We start from the raw sequence: 19,082 nt of genomic DNA, 5'->3' as shown, positions 1-19,082 counted from the left end.
GAGACGATCAGAAGAAGCCGAGCTTCTTCGGGCTGTAGCTGACCAGCATGTTCTTGGTCTGCTGGTAGTGGTCGAGCATCATCTTGTGGGTCTCGCGGCCGATGCCGGACTGCTTGTAGCCGCCGAAGGCCGCATGCGCAGGATAGGCGTGGTAGCAATTGGTCCAGACGCGGCCAGCCTGGATTGCCCTGCCGAAGCGGTACGCGCGGTTGGCGTCGCGTGTCCATACGCCGGCGCCGAGGCCGTAGAGCGTGTCGTTAGCGATGCTGAGCGCTTCGTCGTCATCCTTGAAGGTCGTGACCGATACCACCGGCCCAAAGATCTCCTCCTGGAAGATGCGCATCTTGTTGTGGCCCTTGAACACCGTGGGCTGGACGTAATAGCCGCCGGCCAGATCGCCGGGCAGATGATTGCGAGCGCCACCGGTCAGCACCTCGGCTCCTTCCTGGCGGCCGATGTCGATGTAGGACAGGATCTTGTCCATCTGCTCGGACGAAGCCTGGGCGCCGATCATCGTCGCCGGATCGAGCGGATCGCCCTGCACGATCGCCTCGACGCGCTTGAGGGCGCGCTCCATGAACCTGTCGTAGATCGATTCCTGGATGAGCGCGCGGCTCGGGCAGGTGCACACCTCGCCCTGGTTCAGCGCGAACATGACGAAGCCCTCGATAGCCTTGTCGAAGAAATCGTCGTCCTCGGCGACGACATCCTTGAAGAAGATGTTGGGTGACTTGCCGCCGAGCTCGAGTGTCACCGGGATGAGGTTCTGGCTGGCATACTGCATGATCAGCCGGCCCGTCGTGGTCTCGCCGGTAAAGGCGATCTTGGCGATGCGCGGTGACGACGCAAGCGGCTTGCCGGCCTCGAGACCGAAGCCGTTGACGATGTTGAGCACGCCTGGCGGCAGCAGATCGCCGATAAGATCGGCCCACAGCAAGATGGCGGCCGGTGTCTGCTCGGCGGGCTTCAGCACGACGCAGTTTCCGGCGGCAAGCGCGGGAGCAAGTTTCCAGCATGCCATCAGCAACGGGAAGTTCCACGGGATGATCTGGCCGACCACGCCGAGCGGCTCATGGAAATGATAGGCGACGGTGTCATCGTCGATCTGGGATAGACTACCTTCCTGGCCCCGCACGGCGCCGGCGAAATAGCGGAAATGGTCGATCGCTAAAGGCAGGTCGGCGGCCGTCGTTTCGCGGATCGGCTTGCCGTTGTCCCAGGTTTCGGCGCATGCGAGGAGATCGAGGTTTTCCTCCATGCGATCGGCGATGCGGTTGAGGATGAGCGAGCGCTCTGCCACGCTGGTGCGCGCCCAGGCGTCCTTGGCGGCGTGCGCCGCATCCAGGGCCGCCTCGATATCCTGGGCATCCGAACGAGCAACCTCGCATAGCAGTTGGCCGTTCACCGGTGAGTAGTTCTCGAAGTAGCGGCCGGACCGCGGCTCGGCCCATTTGCCGCCGATGAAATTGCCATAGCGCTTGTCGAAGGGCGCCTTGACCGAGCGTGAGAATTCAACCTTGTTCATGTGTCTTCCTCCCAAAGTTGACGTCGCGGGATGCGACGCTTCGGAAGAGACTTGCTGTTTCCGCCGGTAGTTGTCACCGCACCGGTTACCGTGGATGGACATGATGTGTCGCAGAATTGCGACAGTCATGATTGCTTGGGAGTTCAGTGTGACCGGTGGACATCCAGGCGGTTGAGTTTGCGGTGAAGCGTCGCGCGGCTGATGCCAAGCGCCTGAGCCGCGGCGGACACGTTTCCGTCAGCCCGCGCGAGCGCACGCTGCAGCGCTCCGCGCTCTGCGTCGGCCAGGACTTTGGAGTCACTCTCAGCCCAGCCGAGCAGATCGGCGGCGGGCATCGGCTTGTCGAGGCACTGCTGCGTAAGGCCAAGCGCCAGGCGGGCCGATCGGGTCGCGCCGACCACGAGATCGTCCGCGTCGACGGCGATCAGCGCGCCGGAGCCTTTGTCGGTCACCGGTGCGAGCAGAATGCGCGCTTTTGGGTACGCCATCTTGAAGTTTTCGCTTTCTATCCGACGCACAGCGTCAACCACGGCCATCGAAATAAGATTGGCGAAGGCTTCGGTCAGATCTGCCCGGCAGGACGACACGTCAAGCGCGGCTACCAGGTTCCCCTCGTGATCGTGGATCGGAGCGGTGGTGCAGCTGAGCAGCGTGTTGCGCGTGTGGAAATGCTGGTCGCGGTGAATTGTCAGTACGCGCCGCTCGACCAGACAGGTGCCGATCCCGTTGGTGCCCTGGCTTTCCTCGTTCCAGACGGAGCCAGTCCACAAACCCCAGGAACGAAACGTCTCATCGTCGACGACCGCGCCGCGCCGTTCGACCGGCACGCCGTCGCGATCGGCGAGCAGGACACAGCACCCGACGCCGCCTACTGCAAGATAGAGGCGGTCGAGACTCGATTGGGCAGCCCGGACGAGCGGTTCGATGTGTTGCCGGGCTCGCCCGAGTTCGGTCTCTGTCAGATAATATGGAGGGCTACAGTCGGCCGGATCGAGCCGATGCAAATCGGAAGACCGTCGCCATGAAGCAACCAACGCGGACTTCGCGGCAGCGTCCGAGGCAATCGCAGCCTGGATGCGGTCAGCATGATGGTCGTGTAGAATTTCTCCCATACCTATCCTCCCAATCCTGATGTAATTCCTCCCGATGTGACCGGTCTGCGGTCCGATCAGCGCATAGTCAATTCGTCGAAAGCAGTAGAAGGTGGATGTCTTCCTCTTGGCAATCTTTGAGCGATCATGGGTAGCCGATCGAAAAAGCCTACCGACAGATTGCGGCGCGTTCATTGATCGGGAGCAAATCCGACCATCGCCGCGGTCAAAAATGCTCGCCAGCCTTGCAAGGCCCCATGCAGGTGCCTGCTGCGATCAGTTTGGAAGGCAATGGCCGCAGCTACGAGCGGCGCCTTGGGGACGGCGATCGGACCGGTCTCAACTGCGGCCGCCGAGATCGAACAACCAGTGTAACCGTCCTACCGTTAAGCCTCGCATAACCTCTGCAATCTATGCTGACGCCAGATTGTCGAGGACAACATGAAGCGCAAGTCGATATTACTCTTCGCTTTTCCCGCATTCATCCTGGCGATTATGGGAGGCGAGCGAGCCGCGACGTTCCTGCTCGGAACCTATCCCGCCAGCCCCGCCATGTGGTGGATCTGGCTTGAGCTGCGACCGTTCTCGACCATGTTCTGGCAGCAGGCGCATGTCTATCTCGGCGGATCGATGGCGCTCGATGCGGCCATTATCGTCTTTGCGGCGGGCGCCTGCTGGATGATTTGCCAGGCAAAGAGGTCCGCCGGCATCTTCCTCGCCAATCATGCCGCGCTGCTCTTTGCCGGAAAGATGATTGCGCTGAGCAGCCATGCCGAGACGGCAAGCACGATCGCCGCCTTCACCATTCCGAATGGCTGGCATTTTTCGCTCATGCTCGATTTCAGCCTGAAGAATTGCCTTGTGCTGTGCTTCGGTCTCGCGGCCTGCGCCCACTGCCATGTCGCTTTCCTGCGCGAGGCAAGGCAGCGCGCCGAAGCTCGCGCGGTCCGGATGCTTTCGCTACAGCGCGATCTGTAATCCGCGGTCCAGGCGACGAAAACCGGCCTGCTCAGTTGATCTTCTTGTAATAGACCTTGCCGTCGGGCTGCTGGATGCGCTGGTAGGACGGGTTGGGCCCCGGAGGCGCAACCTTCCTCTTGAACGACGGCCGAGCGTCGGCGGTATCGTCGCCGCTTTGGTCGGCCGCGGCCGCCACCGTGGTATTGTCGAGCATGGCCGGCTCGGATGTGCTTGGCGGCGGCTCGTTGGCGGCAACGGGCTGACCTTGCTCCAGCTTGGCGATATTGCCGTTGATCTGGCCGAAATTCGCCTGCAGCTGGTGGTCCAGCGTCTCGAACCGGCTCTGGAAACCGTTGTTGACGGTATCGATGCGGGCGCCGATCCGCTGCTCGAACTGGCCGAGCTGTTCCAGCCGCGCCTCCATCGTCTTGAGGTCGCTGACGCCGCGATAGAGATAGACCGCAGCCGTCACATTGACGAAGGTGACTAGTGCAGCACCCACGGCCAAAACACCGATCATTCTGGCTCGGCTGGGCCGTCCCGGAGCAGCTTCCCTGTGACCAAGTTCGATTGCCGGAACGTCCGGCTCGCTGATCATCGTCATTCAACCACCACCTTTGCGCCCACCGCGACGCGCTTGAAGAGATCGATCACATCGGTGTTCGTCAGCCGGAAGCATCCGGACGTGCCGTCGAAACCGACGCCCTTGGGATCGTTGGTGCCATGGATGCGATAGAGCGTGTCGCGCCCGTCGCGCGACAGATAAAGCGCCCGGGCGCCGAGCGGATTGTAGGGACCGGCCGGCACCATCGCCGGCAGCTCGGGCCGGCGCGCGCGCATTTCCTTGGGCGGGCGCCATTCCGGCCATTCGGTCTTGGACGCGATCTTGACCGTTCCGGTCCAGCCGAAGCCGTCGCGGCCGACGCTTATCTGGTAACGCAGCGCCTGACCCTCGCCCGTCACCAGGTAGAGCGCCTTCTCGTTCTTGCGGATGACGATCGTGCCTGGCTGCTCGCCGGTCTGGAAGGCGACCGCCTTACGCAGGCTGGGGCCCATCGCCGGGAGCGGCGGCAGCCCCGATCCGGCTCGCGCCAAGTCGCAAGCCGACATTGACGCGATGCCGATCAGGCAGGCCGCCACGAAGCGCGCCGCCATCCGGCGCTTGGAGCTAGCGCTGGGCATTGTCCAGCCGTTCCTTGAATATCTTCTTCAGGTCCTTGTTGAAGCGCGCCCGCCCCTCCACCTCGGAAGGCAGGATGGCCCGGTTCAGCGAATCCGAGAGAAGCGCATTGTCGAGCGCCACCGACTTGATGTGCGGCGCCTTGAAGATCTTCTCCAGCTCGCTGCGCGAAAAATGGTTCCCGAACCATTTGCGCTTATGCTTGTTGGCGACGAGCGTGATGCTGACCGCGTTGCCGCGCAGTTCGCGGATCTTGGTGTAGAGCCGCTTGCCTTGCCGCAGCGACGCGACGTTGAGCTCGAAGACGATGAAGATCTCGTCGCTCGTCGAAAGCACGGAATTGTGCCAGGGCGTTTCGAGATTGGGCAGGTCGATGACGATGTCGTCGAAGCGGTAGGCGACGAGGTCAAGAAGCCGGAAGACGAAATCGCTGCCATGCGGCTCGAAGGGCAGCTGCGGTCGCTCGAACGCGTAGAGGGTGAGGCCGGACGGCCGCGACAGCTTGATGACGTCCATCAGCTCGACATCGAGCCTTTCGGGCTGGCCGATGATGCCCGTCAGGTCGAACTGGTTGAACTGATTGATATAGGCGCCGCAATTGGCGCTCTGGAAATCGAGGTCGACAAGACAGGTGGCGGCCGCGCGCTCAGCCGATTTCGAGGCCAGGTGCTCGGCCGCCGAGAGCGCCAGCGTCGTGGCGCCGGCGCCGCCGCTGGCGCCGATGAAGGTGATGATGCGGCTTTTCGTGCCCTGGTTGCCGGTGTCGTGGAAGGTCACCGCGTTGAGCAGCTCCTTGCCGTCGAGCGGCTTGTGCAGCCAGTCCGAGGCGTTCATCCGCACCAAAACGCGCGTCCGTTCCGAGGTCAGCTCGTCGGAAACCGCGATCAGCGGCACGGACGCCCACAATGCGCGCGCCTCGACAATGCCTGGCCTGGCGAGCAGCTCGCCATCGCCGAGATCGAGGATGACGATGCCCGGACGCGTATCGGCCGGCGGACCTTTCAGAAAGTCGCCCGTCTCGGCAACCCTGACATCATAGATCGCCAGCGCATCGAGCCGCGTCGCCACCTCGCGCTTGAAATTCGGATCCGACGAGAACAACGCCACCTGCTTTCGCTTGGTCGGTGTAACCTTAGTGTTGATGGCGTTCATGGAAAGGTGCTCTTCATGTCTTCGCCCGTGACCGTGCTCAGCATCGAGGGCATGGTGATGTTTCCGAACCCGAGCAGTCCGCCCAGGAAGAAGAACTGGAAGTGATGGTTGACGATGCTGACCGTGATGGTCGGGACAGGACCGTTGGGGCGGGTCCAATAGCCAAGACCCGAGGCCTGATACTGTATCTGAACCTGGGACTTCGTCAGCATCGGCAGGAATGTCTGCATTCCAGCCCGACCACTGCTGCCGCTGAAAATAAAGTCAAAGGCGGCCTGACTTGCGGTGAGGTCCTGGCATGTAGCGCCCGTTCCGCAGGAGCATGAGACTGTTCCAGCTGTGTTGGCCGTGCAGATATAGTTGTACGTGTTGGCTGGAACCGCCTTGCCGACGTCCAGCGAGTCAGCGGGCGTTTTTGCCTCAAGCAAAAGCCCGCTGGCGACCGGGCCGGAGATCTGTGCGAGCCTTGCACCGGCTTGCACTGCCTTGTCGGCCGCGTTCCACTGGTAAAAGGCATATCCGAAGTCGACGAAGCCGAGCAGGAGCGTGAGCAGCAGCGGCATGGCGATGGTCGCCTCGACCATCGTCGCGCCGGACTCCGCTGCCCAGAACCTGCGGCACAGCATCACCATCCGAAGACGCGCTCCTGATGGGCAACTGTGAGGCTGAGTTGGCCGAAACCGAGATAAGACCACAGGCCGAGATCGACGTAAGGATATGTCGTGCTGACCTCCACGACATCGACGGTGCTGGTGGGGCTGAGATAGAGTTCAGTGCCGGTAGCGGAATCGATCGCTTGAAGGGATTTTGACTTGCTGATTGTTACTTCGGTTGTGGTCCATCCTGTGACCCTTGCGCTGCCGCCGGTTATGGCTCCTTTCACGGCAAGGTTCGTTGCATAGCCCGAACAAGTGTCCCAATCGCTACTGCAGCGCGCCATATAGCGAGCAGCGTCCTTGACGCCGGCATCGAGCAGCATGCGTGTGTTGAGGATGTTCGAAAACTCGAAGACGCCGGCCGATAGCAGCAGAACGAACGGTGTCACAATGGCCATCTCGACGAGGGCGGTCCCATCGTCATCGCGTTTAAAACGCCGGATAATTTGTTTGAGCGCGGTCAGCATGGCTCTACCGGTAAAGCTGCGCTTCGTTGCGCTGAAGCTTCTTTAGAGTGCCTTGGCCAACCGAGGTGCTGATGTCTTCTATTTCAGCGTATATGTTGGCGTCCGGCGGTCCTCCCGCAGGTTCCGTAACGAACATGCTGGCGAAAGCCTGCACCGGCAACGTCTGATTGCCGCCTTTGACTGAGTTGTTAACGCAGTCGACGACCGCGACATAGAGCAGCCGCCTGTCGGCACTCTGCGTGGTCGTGTTGCACTGGGGGGCAGTTTTCTCCTGCCCGCTTTTCAGCGTCGGATTGTTGACCTCGTATTTGTAGACGCAATACCGGCTGGGGTTTGCGCCACACGCGGTCAGAACCCCGGAGGTGCTCGCATTGCCGTGATTGACACTCCAATAGCCAGTGAAGTTCCACAGGCCACTGCCAGGCACTCCGGCCTGCGCGCAGCAGCCAGTGTCATGTGGGAGAGCCATGTAATTACTTGCCTGCCCACTGTTTGGAGCGGAATAGGCGCAACTTTTCTTTCCGGCATTCGAGACAACCATGCCTTTGCGGACGTTGGGCGCCGGTGGATTAACAGTCGGATCGGTCTTATACGGGCCACTGTTGTCGTAAAGATCGAAGCGGGTGTTGATGCCCGCGTCGACGGGCGGAATGTTGCCGGGGCGCGTTGTCACCCCGTTTTGGCTGTAACAAGCCGGCGGGTTCGTCACGGCGAACATTTCGGTAATGGTTGCCGTGGACTTGTTGCCCTCGGGAGAAGACAGGAAGCCGTAATTGCCGGGAAGATATTGGGCGTTATTTCCGCCGGTCTGCTCCTTGAGTAAGATCATCGGCTTGCTTGTTCCAGAAACGGCCGTCTGAAGGGCGCCGAGGGAGGTGTAGGGATTGCAGATGAACATCGGCGTGAACTGACAAAGCGCATTGGTGAACCCCGCCACCGCCTGCGGTCGCAGATCCATACGGTCGCCGCCGCCAATGAAGCTGGCTGGAAGGATCGTCTCGAAAGCGCCGGCCCCGTCCGTCGTCGTGCCAGAGGCGTTCACGGTGACTTCCGCGAACTTTACAAGCTTGGGGTCCGTGCTGGCCCAATTTTTTCCGGTGGAGTCGACCCCAACCGCAGTCAAGCTTGTGCTGTCGCTGGCTGGTATGCCCGTCAGGTACGCAACGGTTACGTCGGCCAAAGCGATCTGGTGATCGCCCAACGTCGAAAACCGTGTCTTATTGGCAATAAGGGTCGACACAGCTCGGTTGGCCCGGGTAATGGCGTCTGTATTGCCGTCGAGCTCGGCGGCAGCGCCAAGAGCCAGCGCGTCCACGCCTTTCTGAAGATCGTTGTGCAGCCCGGTGGCACGGCTCATGTCGACGGCAAGCAAGGCGAAGCCAATGAGAACCGGCAGCATAATGGCAACCAGGATCATCGCTATGCCGCGTTGATCGTGCCAGAATTCACGAATGGTCCTCAACATAATCCTACTCTCCATTCGTGTCGGGTGTCCTCGCGCGCCCGACGCGCCGCATCCTTCTCTCTACTTCGCTGCGCTGGTCGCGCTCGACGGCCCGACATTCACCGTCATGTTCGTCGCCGGCGCTGACGTATCTGACGGAAGCTTGTATTTCTGGACCACCGCGACGGACCGTGCACCATTGCCTTCGATCTTCGTGTTGTTGGAAGCCGGATTGTACGGATCGACCGTCTGCAGCAGCTGGTTGGCTTTCTGCGAGTCGCCGGATGCCAACGTCATCGTGTCGTAATTGTTCAGGTAATCGGCCGCGCAGCCCGCGAGTAGGCTGGTGCCAAGAACAACGAGCAGGAGCTTACTTCTTGACATAGACCAGCTTGTCCTTCGATTTCACATCCAGCATGTGGCCGTAAGGGCCGGTGACGCCGTCGCCATGTTCATATTTTCGGATCATGTCCTTGCTGACTTCGAGCTGGCCGAGCAACATGAGCTCCGGGTCGTTGGCGGGCCTCGTCTTGTCGAAAGGAGTCGCCAGCTGCTCGCCGGGCCTCACCGGCCGCACGAGGTGCGGCGTGACGATGACGACCAGTTCGGTCTCTTCCTTCGCCGTGCTCGAATTCTTGAAAAGCGCGCCGACGATCGGCACCTGGCCGAGCCACGGCACCTGGTTTTGCTGTATGGTGTTCTTGCTGGAGAGCAGACCGCCGACCGCGAAACTTTGGCCGTCGCGCAGGTCGACGACGGTCGACAGTTTGCGGTTGGTGAAGATCGGATCGCCGGCGGCGGTGAAGCCGGTCAGGTCGCTCACTTCCGGCGCCAGTTTGATGTGGATCTTGCCGTCGTCCAGCACCACCGGGGTGAAGTTCAAATTCACGCCGAACTGCTTGAATACGATCTCGACCTCACCTTGCCCGTTGACGCTGCGCACCGGCACCTCGCCGCCGGCATTGAAGCTGGCCGTCTCGCCGGAGACGGTGGTGAGGTTCGGTTCGGCCAGGGTGCGAACGACGCCCTTCGCCTCAAGCGCCTCGATGATCAGGTCGACCTTGATGTTGCTGTCGATGATGCGGGTGATCAGAGCGGCGAAAGGATTGGTATTCGACAGGAGATTTCCGACGAGTTCACCTGCCCCAAGTCCTGTGCCGTTCGTGTTGACCGCTGCTGGCCCGGTTCCAACGAGCGTCGTTTTGCTGCTATTCGCGCTCCTGAACGACACCCCAAGATCGCGCCCGGCATTGCGCTTGGCCTCAAGGATGCGCACCGACAGATTGACCTGCTCGCTGTCATCGATCGTCACCGCGTTGATGATGGCGTCGGGGCCATATTGCTGAGTGACCTCCACAATGGATGCCAGCGTCGCGGCGTCCTTGACGTGGCCGCTCAGGCGCACCTTGCCGTTGATCGAGCCGATCTCGATGCGGGCCTTCGGCGCCACCTGGCGGATTGCGACCGCCATATCGCCGACATCCTGGCCGACCTCGATCTGGATGGTGCCAAGCGAGCGCTTGTCTTCGGAAAACAGATTGACGGTGGTGGTGCCGACGGTTTTGCCGATGATGTAGAGCGTCTTGTCGGTCATCGGCTGCGCGTCGGCGATCTTCTCGTCGCCGACAACGATATCGCCCAGTGTCGCATTCACCTGGATCGTCGCGGATTGCGAAACCGGGATGAACACGCGATGGAGCGACGGACGCGACACATCTATGAAGCGGTCAGCAGCCTGGGCCGAATGGCCGAGGATTGCCGATGCGCCCAACAAGGATAGCGCGACCGCCGCTATCCTAAGCCAAAACCGCTGCATCCCCGTCTCCCCGTTTGCTGCCCAAGGCAGCCTTCGCCACGCCGAACCCTCGTCAGTCTTGTCGCGGCACTTCGTATGATTCCAGCTTGATGCCCCGGAACACGCCGACCGTCGCCTGCTTCGGCGGTTCCGGTTTGACGTATTTGATCACTTCCTTCACCTGCTGCTGAGGCGCGGCGGCCACGACCGTAACCGGCTTTGTCTTGCTCATCTGGTCGAGCTGGCTGCCGACCCGCTCGACTGCCTTGGCCAGTCCATCGATCTTATCGTCGGCTTGCTTGCGCGCCGCTTCCTCGGCAGCCTGCCTGTCGAGCTCGGCCTGGCGCTTGGCGACATCGTCCGGCGTGTCGCCTGTCAGATCCGCAAGCGTCACCCTCTCATTCGCCTCGCCCTGGTTGCCGGCAGCCTGGCGCAACGCCAGCGACAATTGCCCGGCGCCCGCCGCGAGCGTCAGCTTCTGGGCGTCCTTGGTGCTGACTTCCACAGTGACTGCTTTCACGACAGTTGGGTTGTCCTTGCTTTCATCGGCCACCTGGTCGACGGCAAGCACCTTAACACTTTGCAGCAGCACGTCGACGAAACTCTTGTCGGCGCCGTCGTCACCACGAACGTTCCGGGTCAAAAGCACGTCAACTCGGTCGCCCGGGAAAACGAATCCCGCGACGCCGAGCACGTCGTTGACGCGGATGGAAACTGCCTTCATGCCCTCACTAAGCACGGCCGACAGCGTCGCGCGCTGGCCCGGGCCGGTGATCTTGGCAGTGAGAATAGGTTCGTTGGCACTGATGGACTGCAGCGCCTGGCGTGCGCCGCTGCCGGCCATCGCCTCTTTGACCGTCTTGAAGGCGCCAGCCGGCACTGCTCCCGCCGGCCATGCAATTTCGCGCAACTTGTCGGCGCTCAGCGTATCGCCGAATTTCAGGGGCACCGCCGCGACCACGACCGTGCTTGCTTGCACGCCGTTGGCCATGGCGTTGCGCTGCCCCGCCAGCCAAATATTGATAAGCACGACCGCCAAAACGCCAAATATCCCGGCGAGTACGATCATAATGAGTGTGTTGGCACGCATTTTTCCCAAGCCCTTTGACGCAAACCCGTGGTAACGCCAGCAGAGTGCGCTTTGTCCGAGATTGACCAAGCCCGCAAGTTTGTCTGCGGGCCTGGTCAGTTCTAGTTCAGGCGGGCGTGCAGCCGATCGTGGTGGTGTTAAGCGCTGTGCAGAGCGCGGTCCACGCGCCGGTGACATAGGCGCCTACCCCGATGATGAACGTGATCGTCGCAGCCGTGATGATGCCGATCAGGATAGAATATTCGACCATAGCAGCGCCGTTTTCGTCGTCGCGGAACTGCCGGGTCATCGTCATGAGCTTCTTCATGTCAATTTCTCCCTTTGGAGGTTTGAACCCGACGAGACAGAGCCAAGGATGAACCCCATACCAAAGCATCCCCCGTCACGTTCAATCCTGGTCGTGCGAAAAAGCAGTGTCAAACGGATTAACGGAAGCTTAACCTTTCAATACTGGAACGGAAGTCGTTTCAATTTTGACAAGGGCTTGATTCGCCTCATTTTTCAACCACTTTAACCATTCATTCACAATTTTGCCACGGTCGTGCCGCACCGCACAAACATTAGGATCCATACATATTCCTTTATATCTAAGGGCTTAGAGGCATGCCTTGCCGGCTTAAGACCAAGGGCCTAGGACTGGTCCTGCGACTTTTGTCTGATAGCCTGGAGCAAAAACTAAATAGAAAACGAGAAATCCAGATTAATTTCTTAACTATGTTGCAAGTAATACGCGGTGTTTCGCGTCCAGACCGCTTGTGCCCTTCGTGGTTAACGCTTAGTTTCCGGACCTGGGGAAATTAAGAGGGGTAGGCGGCATGTTGGGTCGCTTCATCAAAGGGCAGGGTGAGCAAACGGCGCCGCAGGCGTCGCGCGCAGTTGCTGCCGTGAACGGAACAGCCGCCACCATCGTCGCGGAGCCCGAACCGCAAGGTCTCGACTTCCTCACCTTGAAGGTCGAGCTGCATCGTCATCTCATCGATCGCTTCAACCTGACGGCACTGGAAAGCGCCTCCAAGGACGAAATCCTGAACGAGATCCGGCCGATCGTGCGCGAATTCGTGCGTGGCCGGAACGTGCCGTTGAATGCCCGCGAGCTCGATCTGCTGACCAGCGACACGGCGGACGAAATGCTGGGCCTTGGTCCTATCGAGCCGCTGCTTAAAGACGATTCGATCACCGACATAATGATCAACACGCATGAGCGCGTCTTCATCGAGCGACGCGGCATGATCGAGGAAACCTCGATCCGCTTCCGCGATGAGGCGCATCTGTTGCGCATCATCAACAAGATCGTCTCGGCCATCGGTCGTCGGGTCGACGAATCCGCGCCGATGGCGGATGCTCGCTTGGCGGACGGATCGCGCGTCAACATCGCCGTGCGGCCGGTCTCGGTCGATGGTCCGCTGGTCTCGATCCGCAAATTCTCCAGGAATCCCTATTCGCTGGAACGCCTGATGGCGTTGAATTCGATCCGCCAGCCGATGATCGACATGCTGAGGATCGCGGTGCAGGCGCGCAAGTCGATCCTGGTCTCGGGCGGCACCGGCAGCGGCAAGACGACGTTGCTCAACGCACTGTCGAGCTGCATTCCAGCGAAAGAGCGTCTGGTCACCATCGAGGACGCGGCGGAACTGCAGTTGCAGCAACCGCATGTCGGCCGCCTGGAAACGCGCCCGCCCAATGTCGAGGGCAAGGGCGAGATCCGCCAGCGTGAGCTGGTCAAGAATGCGCTGCGCATGCGCCCCGACCGCATCATCGTCGGCGAGGTGCGCGGCGAGGAAGCCTTCGACATGCTGCAGGCCATGAACACCGGCCATGAAGGTTCGATGACCACTATCCACGCCAACACGCCGCGCGACGCCATCTCGCGCCTGGAGCAGATGGTCGGCATGGCCGGGCTGCCGATGACGCATGACTCGATCCGCGCGCAGATCGCGTCGGCCATCGACATCATCGTGCAGACGCAGCGCCTGTCGGATGGCGGAAGGCGGGTCGTCTCCATCTCGGAGATCACTGGCATGGAAGGCAACGTCGTGCAGCTCCAGGAAATCTATCACTATGTCAGGCGCGATGTTGCTGCCGACGGCATGATCATCGGTGATTTCCGCGCCACCGGCGTTCGGCCGCGCTTTGCTCCCGAAGCCGCCACGCAAGGCCTTCATTTCGCCAAGGACGCCTTCAATCCGCAGGTGGCGCTGTAATGCTGACGGGGCAGTCGCTTCTTTATTTCATCTATGTGGTTGCGGCCGCCTCCGTCATCCTCGCCGGCGAGGCTTTTTATATATCCCTTACCCGTCGTCGCTCGCATCGGGTCGCGATCAATCATCGGCTGCGCCGGCTCGCCGATGACGCGCCCGCGGAGCAGACACTGCACAACCTGCTGCGCGAACGCGGCCTGACTGATTCAGGAGACTTTATCTCCGGTTTTGTCTGGCTGAACCGGCTGTACACACAGTCCGGCGTCACCGGAAACCCGATGACGTTCGCTGCGTCTTTCCCACTCGCCGGTTTGGCGCTGGCATTGGTGCTATGGTTTCTCGGTCTGTCGGCGCCGGCGGCCGTCCTTGTTTTCCTTGCTGTAGCTTTCGCACTGCCGCTGTTCATTCTGCGTCGTGCCGGCAAAAAGCGTATTCTGAAGTTTTCAAGGCAATTGCCCGACGCGCTCGACATGATCGTCCGTTCTCTCCGCGCGGGTCACCCGGCCACCGTCGCGATCGGCCTCGTAGGTCGCGAAATGGCGGATCCGCTCGGCACCGAGTTCGGCATCGTCGCTGACGAAATCACATTCGGACTGAGCATTGAACAGGCCGTCAGAAAACTGTCGGAGCGGGTTGGGTTCGAAGGGCTTCATCTGCTGTCCGTTTCGCTTTCCATCCAGGCGAAGACAGGCGGTAACCTTACCGAGATCCTTGCCAACCTCTCATCCGTGCTGCGTGAACGCCAGAAGCTCAGAATGAAGATCAGGGCGCTCTCGGCCGAGGGTCGCGCATCCGCATGGATCATCTCGCTGTTTCCTCTCGTGATGTTCGCGGTGCTGCAAGTCCTCGCGCCCTCATACTATGGCAAGATCTGGGGCAGCCCGTTGGTTGCGCCGGTGTTCCTGACCTTCGGGACCTGGGCGCTTCTCGGCGACTACATCATGTATCGCATGGTCACTTTCGATTTCTAGGAGCGACATGGGCCTTTCGAACTTGAACGACCTGACCCTGCTGGTCTCCCTCGCCGTCTTCGCGGCGGCGGTCGCTCTGTTTCTCTTCGCAGCGCTGGTGTTCCTGCCGGCGATGCAGACGCGCAGACTGGTGACGGGCAGTCTCGTCGGCGACGGGCCCGTGAATCGACGATCGATCCTGGCACAGGATCTTCTCGCCAAGGCCGCGGCGCAAAGGCCGGTCGAGGCCTATTTCAAGTCCATGGAGAAGGAGCGTGACGAGCCGGACGCCCTCGAGGCCAAGCTCTTTCGTGCCGGCTTCTATCATGCCAGCGCACCTGTTATCTATACGCTGTGCAGGCTGGGCGCTGTCGCAATAGGCTTTCTGCTTATGTACGCCTTGATGTCGAAAGCATTGCCGCCGCGGGTGCCAGGCTTCTTCGCTTTCGCGGGCGCCGCCCTGATCGGCCTTGGATGCATCGTCATCCCGAGTATCATGCTCGATCGCTTCGAGAATGCTCAGAAGCAGGTTTACCGTCGCTCCTTTCCAGACTTCATGGACATGATGATCACTTGCGCCGATGCCGGCATGAGCCTGGAGGCGGCGGTCGAACGGGTCAGCCAGGAACTGGCTGGCACGCACAAATGGCTGGGCATCCAGCTCACGATCATGAACCTGCAACTGCGGGCCGGCAAACCGCTCCGCGAAGCCTTGCGCGAGCTCGCCGATCGCGTCGGGCTGGAGGAGGCAAAGGCGCTGGCGGTGCTCTTTCGGCAATCGGAGGAACTGGGCACCAGCCTCACCGATGCCCTGCGCGTTTACAGCTCCGAGATGCGCGGGCAGCGCGTCCTGCAGGCCGAGGAGCGCGCCAACGCATTGCCAGTCAAGATGATGATCCCGCTGGGCCTCTGCATTTTCCCTGTAGTCATGATGGTGATCATGTTGCCTGTGATCATTCGCATGAAGGGCATTTTCTTCTAGTCGTCATATGCTTATGTTCTAAAATGGAATCGGAGAGCACGTTGGGGCACATAGCGAAAAAGCCGATACGCCTCGCCGCCGCGGCAATCTTGTTGGCGGTCCTTGCAGGTTGCCAATCGACCGATGGCGGCGTCGTGCGTACCAATGAGCCGGCCAAGGGCGACTATACCGGCTTCGGCGATGCCTTCGACGGGCTGAAGACGGTGAGCGATGTAGACTACTACGCCTCCGATCAGGCCGTCACTGAGGCCAAGACGCAGTTCCGTTCCGAAAACTACGGCAATGCCGGTGCTCTGTTTTACAAGGCGACCAGGCTTGCGCCGAATGATGGCGTCGCGTGGCTTGGTCTCGCCGCCTCCTGCGACCGCATCCGGCGCTTCGATCTGGCCGACATGGCCTATGGCAGGGCCTACCGGCTGCTCGGCGCGACGCCGGAATATTACAATAATCTCGGCTATTCTTATTTGCTGCGCGGCAAGCTGCAGGACGCGCGCAGCAACTTCCTCAAGGCCTATGAACTGGCGCCCAACGATCCGACCGTGGCCAATAATCTGAAGCTTTTGTCGTCGAGCATCCAAAACGTCGAGCGCTAGCATGTTGATTACCGAATCCCTATTGCTGAAGGCGCTCGCCACCCCTCTGCTCGCATGGATCGCGTGGACCGACTTCACCACCCAGAGGATAACCAATCGCGACGTATTGCTGCTGCTCTGTCTTGGCGCGGGATCACTGTTCCTGCAGTCGCTCCTGTCCGGATCCTGGTGGGACATGGGGCTGAGTGCCATGGCCGGTCTTTTGTTGTTTGTGGCGCTCTTCCCGTTCTGGGCGTTTCGCAAAATTGGCGCCGGCGATGTCAAGCTGATGGCGGTCGTGCCTTTCCTGATCGGTGGCAGCGGCCTCTCGCTGTTTTCCATCCTACTGCTGGCCTTTGCTGTTATCACCGCGATGGTGGTGAAAGCGCCATTCCTGTTGCCTGAGGGCGCGTTCCGGCTCTATGTGCAGCACATGGATCGTAAAGGGGTCGTGCCGTTTGGCGTGCCGATATCGCTGGCCGCGATCTGCACGATAGCGTTCCTGGTCTATAAAAGTCTGGTGCTGGCGAACAGCTCTGGGATCCTCAACCAGCTCAATTGAACCGCGTGGTCCGTTCCGCTGACGGAATACGGGCCACCCAGCATGGTCCTCCGCGACATTCGGTTAATAACAGTCGCCAAAGCGCGAAAGCCACTTCTCATTATATTCGAACATGCTAATGTTCTTGAGTTCGCGGCAGCCTAAGTCACCCCAGTCCAAAGACCGCGATCACGGAGCGCCGGCAAACTCTCCCCCAACCCTGATTATCGGGTTTGCCGGCGCTTGGTCCTCGATGGGCGAGGAGCTTCGTCTGGCGTAAGCAACCGGCTGGCATCGTCGAACATATTTCAACGTTCCCGGTTGGAGCGGGCCGTATTGAACAAGCGACGGTCGCCCTGGTCAGGCTGCGTGTCGCGCCACCACGCCGGGTTGCCGTGACCATTGGGCGTACCAGCCGTCGAACAGTTTGAGCTGCTGCTCGGCATAGCCGCGCTGGCTGTCGGTCAAGGCATCCGTCTCGTTGAAGTGCAGCCTGTATTCGGGATTACCCTTCAGCACCATCATGTGCTTGAAATAGAGCACCAGGTCGGGGCCCTCGTCGAAGGAAGACAGCACGGCGAGCGCGGCGTCCAGCTCCTGCGCGCGCTGGCGCGCCTCGACATCGCCCTTGGCCGCCGCCTGGCTCAGGCTCACGAGATGCAGCACCTCCTTCGGCAACACGTTGCCGATGCCGGTGATGGCGCCGGAGGCGCCGCAATTGACGAAGCCGTGGAAGACGGCGGTGTCGACGCCGATCATCAGCACGACCTCGTCGTCGCGGCTGGTGATGTTTTCCGCCGCATAGCGCAGATCCGCCGGGCCGCCGAACTCCTTGAAGCCGACGAGATTCGGATGTTCCGCGCGCAGCGCGAAGAACAGGTCGGCGCGCGTGGCAAAGCCGTAATAGGGGCTGTTGTAGATCACCGCCTGCAGGTCTGGCGCGGCGGCAAGGATGGCCTTGAAATGGTGGCGCTGCGCGCTCACCGAGGGGCCGCGCGACAAGACGCGCGGAATCACCATCAGGCCGAGCGCGCCGACGTTCTGCGCGTGGGCGGCATGCGCCACCGCCTTGGCCGTATTGACCGCGCCGGTCCCGACGATCACCGGCACGCCAGCCTTCACCAGGCGCTCGACCCCTTCCATGCGCTGCTCGTCGGTGAGCAGCGGCCAGTCGCCCATCGAGCCGCAATAGACCACCGCCGACATGCCGGCCGCGATCAAGTCGCGCCCCTTGCGCGCCAGCGCCTCGAAATCGGGCTGGCGGTCGGGCGTGCATGGGGTCATCAAGGCCGGCATGCAGCCGGAAAAGACATTGGCGCTCATTGGGACTCTCCTTGAGGCTGACTGGCAGATTGACCAGTTTGTCCCGGAGCAGCACTGCTTGCCAAGCAAATAGTCGTGGTCGCCAGCGATAAGCACAGGAGCAACAATGCGCACCAAAGCCTCTATTCGCGTCGTCGGCTGCCATGCCGAAGGCGAGATCGGCGACGTCATCGTCGGCGGCGTGCTGCCGCCCGCCGGCCGTACGATGATGGAAAAGATGATCACGATGCAGCGTGACCACGACCATATCAGGCGCATGCTGATCTGCGAGCCGCGCGGCAGCGTCGCGCGCCATGTCAATCTCCTGGTCCCGTCGACGCGCGAGGATTGCGTCGCCGGCGCCATCATCATGGAGCCGACGGAGTATCCGCCGATGTCCGGCTCCAACACGATCTGCGTCGCCACGGTGCTGCTCGAGACCGGCATGGTGCCGATGCAGGAGCCTGAGACGCGCTTCAAGCTCGACATGCCGGGCGGCGTCATCGAGGTGCGCGCCGAATGCCGCGACGGCAAATGCCAGTCGATCACCTTCCGCAACGCGCCGGCCTTTGCCGAACGTCTCGACGCAGTCATCGAGGTCGAAGGTCTAGGCGCCCTCAAGGTCGACGTCGCCTATGGCGGCATGTTCTACGCCATCGTCGACGCCCAGGCGCTCGGTTTCTCGGTCGTTCCCGACGAGGCTCGCGAACTGGCGGTTGCCGGCGAGAAGGTTCGCCGCGCGGCACGCGAACAGCTCGACGTCGTGCATCCGCAGTTTGATAACGTGCGCGGCGTATCGATCGTCCAGTTCGCCATGCCGTTCCAGGGGCCAGGCAACGTCACGCGCAACACCTGCATCGTCGCGCCGGGGCGCTCCGACCGCAGCCCGACCGGAACCGGCACCTCTGCCCGCATGGCGGTGCTGCAGGCGAGGGGCATGATGAAGGCCGGCGACGTGCTGATCCATGAATCGATCATCGGCTCGCGCTTCACCGGCAGGATCCTGGAACTGACCGAGATCGCGGGGCGCAAGGCGATCGTGCCCGAGATCACCGGGCGGGCCTGGATCACCGGCGAGCACAACTACTATCTCGATCCGACGGATCCGTACCCGCAGGGCTATGTGCTGTCGGACACCTGGGGCACGTCCACGTCGGTGACGCAGTAGGTTACCAGG

General features: G+C 61.3%; 20 protein-coding genes. 7 read left to right on the top strand and 13 right to left on the bottom strand.

What is annotated here, in order from left to right:
• Window positions 1-7: 7 nt before the first annotated feature.
• Window positions 8-1,525 (bottom strand): aldehyde dehydrogenase, encoded by a 1,518-nt coding sequence (gene adh, locus ACVDG8_RS13885; protein ID WP_447255153.1) that lies wholly within the window; start codon window positions 1,523-1,525, stop codon window positions 8-10.
• 143 nt (window positions 1,526-1,668) lie between these two features.
• On the bottom strand, window positions 1,669-2,637 hold the full coding sequence (locus tag ACVDG8_RS13880; RefSeq protein ID WP_447257344.1) for a GAF domain-containing protein: 969 nt from the start codon (window positions 2,635-2,637) through the stop codon (window positions 1,669-1,671).
• A gap of 420 nt (window positions 2,638-3,057) precedes the next feature.
• Between ACVDG8_RS13880 and ACVDG8_RS13875 the strand changes: the two genes are divergently transcribed.
• Window positions 3,058-3,594 carry a hypothetical protein gene (locus tag ACVDG8_RS13875; RefSeq protein WP_447255152.1) on the top strand — a complete coding sequence of 179 codons (537 nt, stop codon included), beginning with the start codon at window positions 3,058-3,060 and terminating at the stop codon, window positions 3,592-3,594.
• A 31-nt stretch (window positions 3,595-3,625) separates the two neighbouring features.
• Here the strand turns inward: ACVDG8_RS13875 and ACVDG8_RS13870 are convergent, their stop codons facing one another.
• The 10 genes from ACVDG8_RS13870 to ACVDG8_RS13825 form a co-directional block, all read right to left on the bottom strand.
• Window positions 3,626-4,096: a hypothetical protein gene (locus ACVDG8_RS13870; protein ID WP_447255151.1), complete on the bottom strand. Its 471-nt coding sequence runs from the start codon at window positions 4,094-4,096 to the stop codon at window positions 3,626-3,628.
• A gap of 80 nt (window positions 4,097-4,176) precedes the next feature.
• Window positions 4,177-4,758 carry a L,D-transpeptidase gene (locus ACVDG8_RS13865; protein WP_447255150.1) on the bottom strand — a complete coding sequence of 194 codons (582 nt, stop codon included), beginning with the start codon at window positions 4,756-4,758 and terminating at the stop codon, window positions 4,177-4,179.
• Window positions 4,745-5,908 carry an AAA family ATPase gene (locus ACVDG8_RS13860; RefSeq protein WP_447255149.1) on the bottom strand — a complete coding sequence of 388 codons (1,164 nt, stop codon included), beginning with the start codon at window positions 5,906-5,908 and terminating at the stop codon, window positions 4,745-4,747. Before ACVDG8_RS13860 ends, ACVDG8_RS13865 begins: the two co-directional genes overlap by 14 nt.
• Complete coding sequence (locus ACVDG8_RS13855) at window positions 5,905-6,540, bottom strand: TadE/TadG family type IV pilus assembly protein (protein ID WP_447255148.1); 636 nt, start codon at window positions 6,538-6,540, stop codon at window positions 5,905-5,907. Before ACVDG8_RS13855 ends, ACVDG8_RS13860 begins: the two co-directional genes overlap by 4 nt.
• Window positions 6,534-7,031 (bottom strand): TadE/TadG family type IV pilus assembly protein, encoded by a 498-nt coding sequence (locus ACVDG8_RS13850; RefSeq protein WP_447255147.1) that lies wholly within the window; start codon window positions 7,029-7,031, stop codon window positions 6,534-6,536. Before ACVDG8_RS13850 ends, ACVDG8_RS13855 begins: the two co-directional genes overlap by 7 nt.
• Window positions 7,032-7,035: 4 nt before the next feature.
• Complete coding sequence (locus tag ACVDG8_RS13845) at window positions 7,036-8,496, bottom strand: TadE/TadG family type IV pilus assembly protein (protein ID WP_447255146.1); 1,461 nt, start codon at window positions 8,494-8,496, stop codon at window positions 7,036-7,038.
• A 60-nt stretch (window positions 8,497-8,556) separates the two neighbouring features.
• Window positions 8,557-8,859 carry a hypothetical protein gene (locus ACVDG8_RS13840; protein ID WP_447255145.1) on the bottom strand — a complete coding sequence of 101 codons (303 nt, stop codon included), beginning with the start codon at window positions 8,857-8,859 and terminating at the stop codon, window positions 8,557-8,559.
• Window positions 8,846-10,291, bottom strand: a complete 1,446-nt coding sequence (locus ACVDG8_RS13835; protein ID WP_447255144.1) for a type II and III secretion system protein family protein — start codon at window positions 10,289-10,291, stop codon at window positions 8,846-8,848. The genes ACVDG8_RS13840 and ACVDG8_RS13835 overlap by 14 nt, the downstream gene beginning before the upstream one ends.
• A 52-nt stretch (window positions 10,292-10,343) precedes the next feature.
• Window positions 10,344-11,360, bottom strand: coding sequence for a Flp pilus assembly protein CpaB (cpaB, locus tag ACVDG8_RS13830; protein ID WP_447255143.1), 1,017 nt, complete (start codon window positions 11,358-11,360; stop codon window positions 10,344-10,346).
• A gap of 106 nt (window positions 11,361-11,466) precedes the next feature.
• Window positions 11,467-11,667, bottom strand: coding sequence for a Flp family type IVb pilin (locus ACVDG8_RS13825; protein ID WP_447255142.1), 201 nt, complete (start codon window positions 11,665-11,667; stop codon window positions 11,467-11,469).
• A gap of 508 nt (window positions 11,668-12,175) precedes the next feature.
• On the opposite strand from ACVDG8_RS13825, the gene ACVDG8_RS13820 reads away from it, so the two are divergent.
• Genes ACVDG8_RS13820 through ACVDG8_RS13800 form a run of 5 tightly spaced genes read left to right on the top strand, consistent with a single transcriptional unit; the run spans window position 12,176 to window position 16,624 of the window.
• Window positions 12,176-13,561 (top strand): CpaF family protein, encoded by a 1,386-nt coding sequence (locus ACVDG8_RS13820; RefSeq protein WP_447255141.1) that lies wholly within the window; start codon window positions 12,176-12,178, stop codon window positions 13,559-13,561.
• Window positions 13,561-14,529: a type II secretion system F family protein gene (locus ACVDG8_RS13815; RefSeq protein WP_447255140.1), complete on the top strand. Its 969-nt coding sequence runs from the start codon at window positions 13,561-13,563 to the stop codon at window positions 14,527-14,529. Before ACVDG8_RS13820 ends, ACVDG8_RS13815 begins: the two co-directional genes overlap by 1 nt.
• 7 nt (window positions 14,530-14,536) lie before the next feature.
• Window positions 14,537-15,490 carry a type II secretion system F family protein gene (locus ACVDG8_RS13810; RefSeq protein WP_447255139.1) on the top strand — a complete coding sequence of 318 codons (954 nt, stop codon included), beginning with the start codon at window positions 14,537-14,539 and terminating at the stop codon, window positions 15,488-15,490.
• A gap of 23 nt (window positions 15,491-15,513) precedes the next feature.
• Window positions 15,514-16,083 carry a tetratricopeptide repeat protein gene (locus ACVDG8_RS13805; RefSeq protein WP_447255138.1) on the top strand — a complete coding sequence of 190 codons (570 nt, stop codon included), beginning with the start codon at window positions 15,514-15,516 and terminating at the stop codon, window positions 16,081-16,083.
• A 1-nt stretch (window position 16,084) separates the two neighbouring features.
• Window positions 16,085-16,624 carry an A24 family peptidase gene (locus tag ACVDG8_RS13800; protein ID WP_447255137.1) on the top strand — a complete coding sequence of 180 codons (540 nt, stop codon included), beginning with the start codon at window positions 16,085-16,087 and terminating at the stop codon, window positions 16,622-16,624.
• A gap of 339 nt (window positions 16,625-16,963) precedes the next feature.
• Here ACVDG8_RS13800 and ACVDG8_RS13795 read toward each other — a convergent pair whose 3' ends face one another.
• Window positions 16,964-17,926 carry a dihydrodipicolinate synthase family protein gene (locus ACVDG8_RS13795; RefSeq protein ID WP_447255136.1) on the bottom strand — a complete coding sequence of 321 codons (963 nt, stop codon included), beginning with the start codon at window positions 17,924-17,926 and terminating at the stop codon, window positions 16,964-16,966.
• 106 nt (window positions 17,927-18,032) lie between these two features.
• Between ACVDG8_RS13795 and ACVDG8_RS13790 the strand changes: the two genes are divergently transcribed.
• Complete coding sequence (locus tag ACVDG8_RS13790) at window positions 18,033-19,073, top strand: proline racemase family protein (RefSeq protein WP_447255135.1); 1,041 nt, start codon at window positions 18,033-18,035, stop codon at window positions 19,071-19,073.
• The last annotated feature ends 9 nt before the right edge of the window (window positions 19,074-19,082 follow it).

It is taken from the genome of Mesorhizobium sp. ORM8.1 (assembly GCF_053005525.2).
This window is presented reverse-complemented; position numbering and strand designations above follow the sequence as displayed.